Raw genomic sequence first — 12308 nt, 5'->3', positions numbered from 1 at the left:
AAGATGAGTCAACTCGTGCGTGTCACCCATATTCTTGAACAACTGGAGCTGGAATTAAAGCAGCGCTCACTGTGGCAGATGGCCCCTCCCACTGCGGAGGCTATGGCCAGCACTCTGCCTTTTTGCATGGATACTCTGGATTTTCATCAATGGTTGCAGTTTGTGCTGATTGCCCGCTTGCGGCAGATGATGCTGCTACAGATGGCATTGCCAACCCAAAGTGCGCTTTATGCCATGGCGACAGAAGTCTATAAGCAGGAGCTTGCCCATCACGGTTCACTGCTGGATACACTGGCCGCACTCGATGAAGCCTTGACAGGCCAACCTGTAGATCGTCAGCCATGAGTTTGCGTGTGTTGTATCAGGATCAATACCTGGTGGCGATTGATAAGCCTGCGGGGCTACTGGTGCATCGCAGTTGGTTGGATAAACATGAAACCCGATTTGCCATGCAGATGACCCGAGATCTGATCGGTAAACACGTCTATCCGGTGCATAGGCTGGATAGACCGACTTCGGGGGTCCTGTTGTTTGCACTGGATCCGGTAACGGCTCGTCGTCTGAGTGAGGATTTTGCCCTGCATCGGGTGCAAAAAGAGTATCTGGCACTGGTGCGGGGTTGGGCTCCGGAGCAGTTGTACATTGACTACCCGCTCAAAGAAGAGCTCGACAAGATCGCGGATGTGTTTGCGGATCCGGATAAACCAGCGCAGTCCGCGCAAACCTGGCTACAGCGCTTACAGACGATTGAACTTCCCCATGCAGTATCCCCCCGCCATCCATCCAGTCGTTACAGTTTGGTGCGCTTGTTGCCTCATACCGGGCGTAAGCATCAGCTTCGTCGCCATCTGGCTCATATCTCGCATCCGATTGTGGGCGATACCACTCATGGTGATGGTCGGCATAACCGTTTTTTCCGTGAGCAGTTCGATTGCCAGCGACTGATGCTGTGCAACAGCCGTCTAACGGTTCGACATCCGGTGCATGGTTTTTCGCTATGCCTAGAGGTGGCTCTGGATCAGCAATGGATACAATTGTTTGAGCAATTTGGCTGGTGAGTTTTATTCGGGCTGGTCGCCTGTGGTTGATTTGTGTTCTGCAAGCGTTTTCAACTGGACAGTTTGTTAAAAAGAAAGTTCCAAATTGCAGGTGATCTTGATCAAGATTGTCTGATCAGACGAGTTTGATGATTTTGTCGGTGAAGTGCGAATTTGGTTTTTTTTGGTTTTATATTCTTCATGCTTGCTGTTTTTAGCGTTCTGGTGGTTATCCATTCTGCTTTTTTATTTTTTTATAGTTTTTATGGTTATTGGGGGGTGAGTTGCCATTTTGTGACGAGGCTCAATTCCACGGGTGAAATGGGATCCCTATAATGGCCCCGGACAGTCGTTAGCCCGTTTCGGTTTACGACAAGTTTCCACCAATTTATGACCATTTACCCCCAAGGGATAAAGGAAAATATTATGACAGCAAAGTGGCTTCCAATTTCTGCAGCAGTAATTATGGCTCTGGGCTCTGCCTCCGCCTCCGCCGTTGATTTCCACGGTTACTTCCGTTCTGGCGTTGGTGTCTCCGCTGATGGCGACATGCAGACCTATGCAAAGAACAAGGTCGGCCGTCTGGGCAATGAAGACGACACCTACTCTGAAATCCAACTGGGCCAAGAAGTTTACAACAAGGGCGGCAAGACCTTCTATGTAGACTCCATGTTCGCTATGGCCTCCAATGGTTCAAACGACTGGGAAGCCACCAACGGCGATGGTACCAGTGCTGGCCGTGCTGGTGACGGTGCTGATTTTGCTCTGCGTCAATTCAACGTTCAGGCCAAGGGTCTGTTCGGTGGCAGCGAAGTGACTTGGGCTGGTAAGCGTTTCTACCAACGTCATGACGTGCATATCTCTGACTTCTACTACTGGAACATCTCCGGTGCTGGCGCCGGTGTAGAAGCCATTCAAGCTGGTCCTGGTCAGCTGTCTTTCGCTTGGGTGCGTAATGATCGTGCGGCTAGTGAAGGTACTGGTGTCACTGGTGCCCTGAACGTCAACACTCTGGATGCTCGTTATGCCGGTATCCCGCTCTGGTCTGATGCCACTCTGGAAGTGGGTGCTGACTATGCGATGGTTAACCCGACCGATGCACAAGACGCTCAAAATTCAAATCTGAAAGATGGCGTCATGCTGACTGCTGAACTGACCCAAGGTATTCTGGGCGGCTTCAACAAGACTGTACTGCAATACGGTACTGAAGGTTACTCCAAGAACTTTGCCTTCCAGGGCGATGGCAGCTGGTACGGTGCTGAAGCCCAAGATGGTGCTGATGGCTTCCGTTTCATCAACCACGGTGTGATCTCTCTGGGCGACAGCTGGGATCTGAGCCATCAATTGGTTTATGGCGTAGCTAACGACATGGGTAGCTGGTCTGATAAGTGGGAAACCTATTCTGTTGTTGTTCGCCCAGTCTACAAGTGGAATGACACCATGAAGACTATCTTTGAAGTCGGCTATGGTAAGGATAAAAACTCAGTTGGTGGTGCTAGCACATCTAACGACGGTGAGAAGTATACTGTCGCTCAAGCTTTCGCAGCTGGCAAGGGCTTCTGGGCTCGTCCTGAAATCCGTGTGTTTGCTTCCTACTTGACTGTTGGCGACCAAGGCACTCCGTTTAACAGTGGCAAGGACGACAACACCTACAACTTCGGTGTACAAGCTGAAGCTTGGTGGTAAGCTAAAGCGCGTAAGTTAAGACTGCCCCCGTCTAACGGGGGCATTTTTTTTTTCAATTGCTCAGGGTGTTTTGATGAAAGCGACTCGATTAACTATTGCATTACTAGTTGCTGCTATGACGTCAGCGTGCTCCTCGGTCGATGATTTGATTGTTCCCACAGGGGAATACAAAGCGGTATTGAATAATCGTGATGCGGCTGTTGATCAGTTGCATCAAGCACAAAATTGCTGCCAAAACATTGCATCTTTTACCTTCACACCTATCCCCGCCGATTTTGAGCAATTATTAGTCATTGATGGTTCAACTCCCGTATTTACATTTGATGATGGCAAGAGTCACTTTTTAGCTTTCCAGTTACCGCAAAATAGCGGTGATCTAAAAATTACACTTGCAGCACAAATCGATCAGTCCCTGTTTTTACCCAAAGTAATGATGCTGGATAGTCAGTTCAGAGTGACTCGTGTTTTGGGTAGTGATGTATTCAAATATGAACCGGCCAAACTGCTGGATGGTAATCGCCTCGAAGGTGAATTTACGATCGACCGGACCTATATTGGTAACCCGAACAACGAAAGTTATCTCGTGCTTTACACCTCGGAAAGTAAGCTGAACGAAACTACGACTATTACCAGCGAGGCCAAGTTGATGGCTAAATCGTTGTCGGTTGTAGATCCAGGCATCAAAGATCCTGTCATTCCTCATTCACCTTGGGGTCTGGTCAAGATGTCCGTAGAAGATCTTTCCGGTAAATCGGGATTGGAAAATCTCTACAAACCGGCCTACCAAGATACGATTCAGGCAACAGTTCCTAAGGCTGAAGTCGCTCCGAACAAATTGGTGATAGCACCGGCAGCAGCCACTGCGGCTGTGGTCGCAACAGCCCCCGCTGCGAACCAGGCCGCGGTATTGACGGCTGCTCCCGTTGCCACGACGACGGTGGCAACCGGAACTATGCTGGCAGAAACCGAAGCCATGTATAACCAGTTAATTCAGAAGGCGGTCAGCTCAGGTGATATTGAAAAGGCCATGGCGCTGAGTGGTGAGGCTGAACGGGCTGGCTCTGGTAGTGCCAAGCAGACGTTAGTGAATGCAATCAAGAACTCACAGAAATAAACCATACAAAGATTCAAATAAACCCCGCTTGCGGGGTTTATTTTTACCCAAAGAAACGATATAAAAATAGATATTGAGTTTAGTCACAAAAATATTAATGTTACACAGGGTTACAATTGGATTGCGTTTTATTACGTTGAGAATTATTAGGTAGACAATTTAAATCCTTCTGAAACAGACATTGAAATACTCCAAGATTACAATTAAATGTCGAAAATCCATTCAAATATAACCATTTGGTTTTAAACAAAATTCTTTGTGATCGCCCTTTCGTTTTTTGCATCTCCTGCGTTTGCCCTTTTCATCTTCGCGCTATATTCCTCTTGTTGAATACATTCGTAAGGCAATAACCATGATGACAGGTTTTAATAGCTTGTCCGGTGTATTCACAATAATCACTTAAGGACGCAAACTCCTCAGGAGCTCACACTATGTCAAATCTGTTCGCAAACCTGCAGAAAGTCGGTAAATCACTGATGCTGCCGGTATCCGTACTGCCCGTTGCAGGTATTCTGCTGGGTGTCGGTGCCGCCAAATTCAGCTGGCTGCCGGCCATCGTTTCACAAATCATGGAACAAGCCGGTGGTGCCGTATTCGGTAACATGGCTCTGATCTTCGCAATCGGTGTTGCTCTGGGCTTCACCAACAACGACGGTGTTGCCGGTCTGGCCGCTACCGTTGGTTACGTAATTCTGACCAAAACCATCGGCGTAGTTGCTCCGATCATCGCTGGCCTGGATCCGGCTGCTGCTGATTATGCTTCCATGGCGGACAAGGTTTCCAACGTCGGTGTTCTCGGTGGTATCGTCGCCGGTGGTATCGCCGCCTTCATGTTCAATCGCTTCTATCGCATCCAGTTGCCTGAATACCTGGGCTTCTTTGCCGGTAAGCGTTTTGTTCCGTTGTCTACTGGTATCGTCGCCATCGTTGTCGGTGTGGTCATGGCCTTCGTATGGCCGCCAGTTGGTGCTCTGATCCAGTCCTTCTCCCATTGGGCTGCCTATCAGAACCCGGCTCTGGCATTCGGTATCTACGGTGTTGTTGAACGTTCACTGATCCCCTTCGGTCTGCACCACATCTGGAACGTACCTTTCTTCTTTGAAGCAGGTGAGTACACCAATGCTGCTGGTCAAGTGATCCACGGTGAAATCGCTCGCTACATCGCGGGTGACCCAACTGCCGGTAACCTGGCTGGTGGTTACATGTTCAAAATGTACGGTCTGCCTGCTGCTGCCATCGCTATGTGGCATGCTGCCAAGCCAGAAAACCGTGCCAAGGTTGGTGGTATCATGGTCTCCGCAGCCCTGACCTCCTTCCTGACCGGTATCACCGAGCCAATCGAATTTGCTTTCCTGTTCGTGGCTCCGGTTCTGTACGCAATTCACGCTCTGCTGGCTGGCTCTGCATTCGTAGTTACCATCCTGCTGGGTATGAAGCACGGTACTACTTTCTCCCACGGTTTGATTGACTTCGTTGTTCTGTTCGCTCAATCCACCAAGGGCTGGATGTTCCCAATCCTGGGTCTGGTCTACGCTGCGATTTACTACACCATCTTCCGTGTAGCTATCTCTGCTCTGGATCTGAAGACTCCGGGTCGTGAAGACGAAGTTGCCGAGGAATCTGTTTCTGAAATGGCTGAGCACTACATGGCCGAGCAGCTGGTTCTGGCTTTCGGTGGCAAGGCTAACATTGCTTCTCTGGACGCTTGTATCACTCGTCTGCGTGTCGGTGTTAAGGATGTGGCCAAGGTTGACCAAGCCAAGCTCAAGCAACTGGGCGCCGCTGGTGTCGTCGTTGCAGGCTCTGGTATCCAAGCTATCTTCGGTACCAAGTCTGACAATCTGAAGACTGACATGGATATGTGGATGCAATCTCACTAAGCATTCAGTTCCATCGCAAAAAGGGAAGCTTCGGCTTCCCTTTTTTATTGGGCCGCTTTTAGCTCAATGTGATGGTTAGAAAATAGGGGAGAGATGAGCTAGATCCTGTAGCAACGTGCTTCTTCATCTCTCCTGTCCAAGATCTCGGAGGTCTCAGCGGCAGGTAATAAAAAGGGGACCGAATGGTCCCCTTGGTATCAACTGTGTCTGCGGACAGTTAGTCGATGCTACGCAGCAGGGCATTGATGCCGACCTTGGCGCGGGTCTTGGCATCCACCTTCTTGACGATAACGGCGCAGTACAGACTGTAGGTGCCGCACTTGGAGGGCAGGGAGCCTGATACCACAACTGAACCTGCCGGTACGCGACCATAGTGGATCTCGCCGGTTTCACGATCGTAGATGCGGGTGGATTGGCCGATGAATACGCCCATGGAGATCACGGAGCCTTCTTCAACGATGACACCTTCCACGACTTCGGAGCGGGCACCGATGAAGCAGTTATCTTCGATGATGGTCGGGTTGGCTTGCAGTGGCTCCAGAACACCACCGATCCCGACACCGCCGGAGAGGTGAACATTGGCACCGATCTGGGCACAGGAACCGACGGTCACCCAGGTATCAACCATGGTGCCTTCACCAACATAACCGCCGATGTTGACGTAAGAAGGCATCAGCACGGCGTTACGGGCGATGTAAGCCCCCTTGCGCACGATGGCATTCGGTACCACGCGAATGGCCTCTTCCTTGAAGCGTTCCGGTGTATAGTCTTCAAACTTCAACGGCACCTTGTCATAGAAGTTGGTACCCGGTGCGGCCAGCATGGCATTGTCATTGATGCGGAAATAGAGCAGCACCGCCTTTTTCAGCCACTGATGAACCACCCACTCACCGGCAATTTTCTCGGCGACGCGTGCTTTACCGGAGTCCAGCATGTCTACAGTTTGCAGAATAGCTTGGCGTGTCAAGGCATCGACGGTCGCGGGGGTGATGCTTTCACGGCGCTCGAAAGCTTCTTCGATCAGGCGTTGTAACTCAGTCATGATTGTCTCCCTTCAAAAAATGGCATCCTTTTTATCACATATCGTCGTCGGGGTTTAACTCGGCGACCAATTTTTCTCGCACTCGATCCTCGTCGGCATCGGTCAGTAACTGACCATCACGGCGGGTGAGGGAGAAAAAGTCTTCGACTCGCTCGCCTATGGTGGTGATTTTGGCGGCATGGACTACTAATTCGCAATTCTGGAACACGGCGCCGATCCGGGCAAGAACGCCCGGGCGGTCGAGCGCGGTCAGCTCGATCAAGGTGTGTTTTCGATCGCCTTTATTCGGCAGGAAGTTGACCCGAGTGGGGACAGTAAACTGGCGGTGGCGGCGTGACAGCGGTTTTGGCTTGGGTAACGGCATTGCCGGATTATTCAGGGCATTAGTCAGCCCTTTGCGCAACGACGGGATCCGCTCCGGATCCACGGCATCACCATTGGGCTCCAGCACGACAAAGGTGTCCATCACATAGCCATCTTTGGAGCTCATGATCTGGGCGTCGTGAATATTCAATCCCTTGTGACCGAGTATCGAGGCTACCGTGGCGAACAGGTTGGGCATATCCCGACAATAAAGGAATAGCTCGCTGCCACCACGCGCCGCATGCTGGCCAAACAATACCAGGGGCTCACTCTTGTCATGGGGCAGAATATGCTGGCTATGCCAGGCAATTTGCTCCGGGCTATGCCGCATGAAGTAATCGGCCTTGAAGTTTTGCCACAAAGTCAGAATGGCATCTTCGGCAATACCACTGGGGCGTAATAGCTCCAGCGCCTTGCGCTGGTTTTCCCGGATCCGCAATTTCAGATCAGGCGGATTTTCCAGACCGAGCCGTAAGGCTTTCTGGGTGGCGAAATAGAGTTCGCGCAGCAGGGTACCTTTCCAGTCATTCCACAGATTGTCATTGGTGGCACAGATATCGGCGACCGTCAGGCAGTAGAGATAGTCCAGGTGTTGTTCATCACGGACTTTTTCCGCAAAGTCATTCACCACATCCGGGTCATAGATGTCACGTCGCTGGGCCGTGACAGAAAAAAGCAGGTGCTGACGAACCAGCCAGGCTACCAGGCGACTTTCGTAGCGATCGAGTCCGTGTAGTTGGCAGAAGTAGAGTGCTTCACTGGCCCCCAATTCCGAGTGATCGCCGCCCCGGCCTTTGGCAATGTCGTGGAACAAGGCGCCGAGTAGTAGCAACTCAGGTTTTGGTAGCCGGGAGTAAACCTCACGAAACAGCGGTTGCTCACGTTCGTTGTTGGGCAGGATGAAGCGATGGATATTCTTCAGCAATCGATGCGTGTGCTCGTCGACCGTATAGGCATGGAACATATCAAACTGCATTTGGCCGACAATCTGCCCCCACTGTGGCAGATAGGCAGCAAGGATCCCGTGCTCATGCATCAGTGTAATGGCGAGTCCCATGCCCTGGGGATGTCGCAACAGCTGGATAAACTGCTGGCGACATTCGGGCAACTCTTGCAGCGAGAAGATCAGACTGCGACGGGCTTCGCGCAGTTGCCGCAGGCCCGCCGAATAGATACCTGTGATCTCGGGGTGTTCGGCAATCTGGTAGAACAGCGACAGCATGGCTAGCGGTTCGCGGCGAAAGAGCTCGGGATCCCGGGTATCGATGAGAGTCCCTCGTAGCAGGAACTGCTCGTTCAGCAGGCGAACCTCGGTGGCACCATTGCCCAGGATCGCCTCATCAAATAGTTGCAGCAGCATCTCGTTGAGTTCGGCTACCCGACGTACCGTCTGGTAAAAGCGTTTCATCATCTGCTCGATGGGCGCATTGCCTTGTCCGGGATAGCCCAGCAGTTCCGCGACGGCGCGTTGGCGATCAAACAACATGCGGTTGTCATTCTTGTCGATGGCAATGTGCAGGGCGAACCGCAAGCGCCAGAGAAAGTTCTGGCAGTCCAGCAACTCCAGGTATTCGGAACGGCTGAGAAAACCGTAGCTGGTCATTTCATAGAGACTGGTGGCACCGAACTGGCGTCGAGCCACCCAGGCGAGAGTCTGGATATCCCGTAACCCACCCGGGTTGCTCTTCAAGTCAGGCTCTAGCGTATAGACGGTGTCTTGATATTGCAGATGGCGGGCAGTCTGTTCATCCCGTTTGGCACGAAAGAAGGCGTCACTGGGCCAGAAATGATCGGGTTGAATGGCTTGATTCAGAGCAGCAAAGGTATCCAGAGAGCCGGTAATCAACCGGGACTCCAACAGGTTGGTGGCGATGGTGATATCCAGTTTTCCCTGCGCCACGCAGTCACTGACGGTACGGACCGCATGACCGACCTCCAGCTTCAAATCCCAAAGCAGGGTCAGATACTGACCAATGCGCTCCCCGATCGCGGCGGACAGGGGAGAAGGGCTGAGAACCAGAATGTCGATGTCGGAACTGGGATGCAGCTCCCCGCGGCCATAACCACCGACCGCAACCAATGCTAGTTGCGGTTGTTCGGCCAGACCGAACTGCTCCCAACACAGACTCAGCAGCTGATCGATGAAATGGGAGCGAGCCGCCACCAGTTCCCCGACCGGGCTGCCGGCCAAAAACTGGTCGCGCAGCCAGCCTTGAAATTGTCCCAGGCTCTCCCGGCCGTTGGCCATTTCCAATGGCGCCGCCGGCAGGAAATCGGGGATCGGTTGATAGTGTTGCATGCGGCCTCCCTGGCGGCGTGGCGAAGCTGGCTCAGCCCTTGATGTAACGCTCCAGCGTTTCATCGCTGCGTAAGGTCAACACTTCACAGCCCTCTTCGGTGACCAGCAAGGTATGTTCGTACTGTGCTGAGGGTTGACGATCGCCGGTGGTCACGGTCCAGCCATCCTTGCGATCAACCTTGCAGCGGTAGGTACCAGCGTTGATCATCGGCTCTATGGTGAAACACATGCCAGGTTTAAGCGTCAGCTTGTGGCTATTGCGGTAATGCAGCACCTGCGGCTCTTCGTGAAAGGCTTTGCCCAGCCCATGACCACAGTAGTCGCGAACCACAGAAAAGCCGGCTTTTTCCGCCATGGGTTGGATGACAGCGCCAATTTCGCTCAGGCAGGAGCCAGGGCGAACGGTGCGAATGGCGGCGTACAGGGTTTGCTGGGCAATGTCGCAGAGTTGGCGATTCCGTGGCGTGGCGTTGCCGATGATAAACATCTGCGAGGTATCACCATGATAGCCATCTTTGATGACGGTTATATCTAGGTTGATGATGTCGCCATCCCGAAGTTTTTTATGATTCGGAATTCCGTGACAGACCACTTCGTTGATCGAGGTGCAGATGGATTTTGGAAAGCCGTGGTAATTCAGCGGTGCCGGGATGGCCTGTTGCACATTGACGATATAGTCATGGCAGATCTGGTTCAATTCCTCGGTGGAAATACCGGCCTTGACATGAGGGGCGATCATTTCCAGTACTTCAGCCGCCAGACGGCCTGCAACACGCATTTTTTCAATTTCATCCGGGGTTTTCAGTACGACTGACATGGCATCTCTCGATTCAGATTTTTGGCCGCTCACCCTCGGGGCGGGCATCCTGTACGCGGCATTTTTGATGATGCGAAATTGTAACGATTTGCTACCCGGAGTTCCAGTTTGCTGATCCGGATCAACAAATTTCCCCCTACCCGGCTGGCCCTGGTCGGGGCCCTGTGATGGCGTGGTTCGGCGGTGGTGTTTGTGGGGCGAATATGGTATAAAGCGCGCCGAGTCATGTCTGTCATGCTCAACACACTTAAATCCTTAAACCACACACACATCGACACGCTCTCCGGGGTGCCCTTTGGGTCGGAGTCGCGGGATGTGTGGAGGCCTAACCCCATACAGAGGTTTAAAATGGCAAAAGTTTCAATGCGCGACATGCTGCAAGCCGGCGTTCACTTCGGTCACCAAACCCGTTTCTGGAACCCGAAGATGAAGCCTTTCATCTTTGGTGCTCGTAACGGTGTGCACATCATCAACTTGGAAAAGACTGTTCCTATGTTTGATGATGCGCTGAACTTCATCAGCAGTGTTGCTGCCAAGAAGGGCAAGATCCTGTTCGTCGGTACCAAGCGTGCTGCCGCTGAAGCCGTGAAAGAAGCCGCTGCTAGCTGCGATCAGTTCTATGTGAACCATCGCTGGTTGGGCGGTATGCTGACCAACTGGAAGACCGTTCGTCAGTCCATCAAGCGTCTGAAAGATCTGGAACTCCAAGCTCAAGACGGTACCTTCGAAAAGCTGACCAAGAAAGAGGCGCTGATGCGTACTCGCGAAATGGAAAAGCTGGAAAAGAGCCTGGGCGGTATCAAGGATATGGGCGGCCTGCCGGACGTTCTGTTCGTTGTTGATGCTGAGCACGAGCACATCGCTATCAAGGAAGCCAACAACCTGGGTATTCCGGTTGTGTCTATCGTTGATACCAACTCCAACCCGGACGGCGTTGATTACATCATCCCGGGTAACGACGATGCGATCCGTGCCGTGAGCCTGTACCTGTCTGCCGCTGCTGGTGTTGTGAACGCCTCCCGCGAGCTGGACATTGCAGTTCAAGCCGAGCAAGACGGTTTCGTAGAAGCCAACTAATAAAGGCCCGGACAGTTCGCTGTTCCCCCTTATTAACCCGTTGTAATTGGTTAGCAGGGGTCCTCGTGACCCCTGCATTTTTATACAAATCACTCAGACCGAGGATATAGGACATGGCAAACATTTCCGCCGCTCTGGTTAAAGAACTGCGCGAGCGTACCGGCGCGGGCATGATGGACTGCAAGAAAGCACTGACCGAAGCGGATGGCGACATCGAGCTGGCGATCGAGAACATGCGTAAGTCTGGTCAAGCCAAGGCTGCCAAGAAGGCTGGTCGTATCGCTGCCGAAGGCGTGATCCTGGCCCGTGCCGAAGGCAACACCGCTGTTATGATCGAACTGAACTGTGAAACCGACTTTGTGGGCAAGGACGTCAGCTTCCGTGCTTTCGGTGAGCAGGTTCTGGCGCTGGCCGTTGCTAACAAGATCACTGATCTCGAAGCACTGAAGGCCGCCACCATGGAAAATGGTGATAGCGTTGAAGTCTCTTTGAACAACCTGATCGCCAAGCTGGGCGAAAACATGAACCTGCGCCGCGTGATCGTGGTTGAGGGTGACAACCTGGGTACCTATATCCACGGTGGTCGTATTGGTGTTATCACCAAGCTGGTTGGCGGTACTACTGATCTGGCTAAAGATCTGGCCATGCACGTTGCTGCTAACAGCCCGCAATTCGTCAAGCCGGAAGATGTTTCTGCTGAAGTGGTTGCTAAAGAGCGCGAAATTCAAATCGACATCGCCATCAACTCTGGCAAGCCGAAAGATATCGCCGAGAAGATGGTTGAAGGCCGCATGAAGAAGTTCACCGGTGAAATCTCTCTGACCGGTCAACCGTTCGTCAAGGATCCTTCCATTCTGGTTGCTGACCTGCTGAAGAAAGAAGGCGCTGATGTGCTGGAATTCGTTCGCTTTGAAGTCGGCGAAGGTATCGAGAAGCAAGAGACTGACTTCGCCGCCGAAGTTCAGGCTCAAATCGCTGCCATGAAAGGCTAAT

The 12308-nt window shown here is 52.3% G+C and carries 10 protein-coding genes; 7 read left to right on the top strand and 3 right to left on the bottom strand.

The genetic code is table 11. The annotated features are described in order from the left end of the window. Positions 1–3 precede the first annotated feature (3 nt). The 5 genes from ACZYUB_RS01180 (at position 4) to ptsG (ending at position 5717) form a co-directional block, all read left to right on the top strand. Positions 4–345 carry a YqcC family protein gene (locus ACZYUB_RS01180; protein WP_460882816.1) on the top strand — a complete coding sequence of 114 codons (342 nt, stop codon included), beginning with the start codon at positions 4–6 and terminating at the stop codon, positions 343–345. Beyond that, entirely contained in the window at positions 342–1058 is a 717-nt protein-coding gene (gene truC / locus ACZYUB_RS01175) for a tRNA pseudouridine(65) synthase TruC (protein WP_463944860.1), read from the top strand. The genes ACZYUB_RS01180 and truC overlap by 4 nt, the downstream gene beginning before the upstream one ends. 405 nt (positions 1059–1463) lie before the next feature. Then, entirely contained in the window at positions 1464–2723 is a 1260-nt protein-coding gene (locus ACZYUB_RS01170) for a maltoporin (RefSeq protein ID WP_463944858.1), read from the top strand. Between the two features lie 73 nt (positions 2724–2796). After that, positions 2797–3837, top strand: a complete 1041-nt coding sequence (locus tag ACZYUB_RS01165) for a MalM family protein (RefSeq protein ID WP_463944857.1) — start codon at positions 2797–2799, stop codon at positions 3835–3837. 431 nt (positions 3838–4268) lie between these two features. Further along, on the top strand, positions 4269–5717 hold the full coding sequence (ptsG, locus tag ACZYUB_RS01160; RefSeq protein ID WP_463944855.1) for a PTS glucose transporter subunit IIBC: 1449 nt from the start codon (positions 4269–4271) through the stop codon (positions 5715–5717). 217 nt (positions 5718–5934) lie between these two features. On the opposite strand, the gene dapD is transcribed toward ptsG, so the two are convergent. From dapD to map, 3 genes are read right to left on the bottom strand one after another with little or no spacing between them, the layout of a single operon-like run. Further along, a complete protein-coding gene (gene dapD / locus ACZYUB_RS01155) occupies positions 5935–6759 on the bottom strand; it encodes a 2,3,4,5-tetrahydropyridine-2,6-dicarboxylate N-succinyltransferase (protein ID WP_460882821.1) in 825 nt (274 codons plus the stop codon). A gap of 34 nt (positions 6760–6793) precedes the next feature. Then, positions 6794–9421 carry a bifunctional uridylyltransferase/uridylyl-removing protein GlnD gene (glnD, locus tag ACZYUB_RS01150; RefSeq protein ID WP_463944853.1) on the bottom strand — a complete coding sequence of 876 codons (2628 nt, stop codon included), beginning with the start codon at positions 9419–9421 and terminating at the stop codon, positions 6794–6796. 31 nt (positions 9422–9452) lie between these two features. Next, positions 9453–10286 (bottom strand): type I methionyl aminopeptidase, encoded by an 834-nt coding sequence (gene map, locus ACZYUB_RS01145; RefSeq protein WP_463944851.1) that lies wholly within the window; start codon positions 10284–10286, stop codon positions 9453–9455. Between the two features lie 300 nt (positions 10287–10586). Here map and rpsB point away from each other — a divergent pair, with 300 nt between their 5' ends. Then, positions 10587–11315 carry a 30S ribosomal protein S2 gene (gene rpsB / locus ACZYUB_RS01140; RefSeq protein WP_463944849.1) on the top strand — a complete coding sequence of 243 codons (729 nt, stop codon included), beginning with the start codon at positions 10587–10589 and terminating at the stop codon, positions 11313–11315. Positions 11316–11428: 113 nt separating this feature from the next. After that, positions 11429–12307 (top strand): translation elongation factor Ts, encoded by an 879-nt coding sequence (tsf, locus tag ACZYUB_RS01135; RefSeq protein WP_463944847.1) that lies wholly within the window; start codon positions 11429–11431, stop codon positions 12305–12307. Position 12308: the final 1 nt, after the last annotated feature.

It is taken from the genome of Pseudaeromonas sp. HNCC25DJ182 (assembly GCF_055413365.1).
Note: the sequence above shows the minus strand (reverse complement) of the source record. Positions and strands in the feature narration are given on the sequence as shown.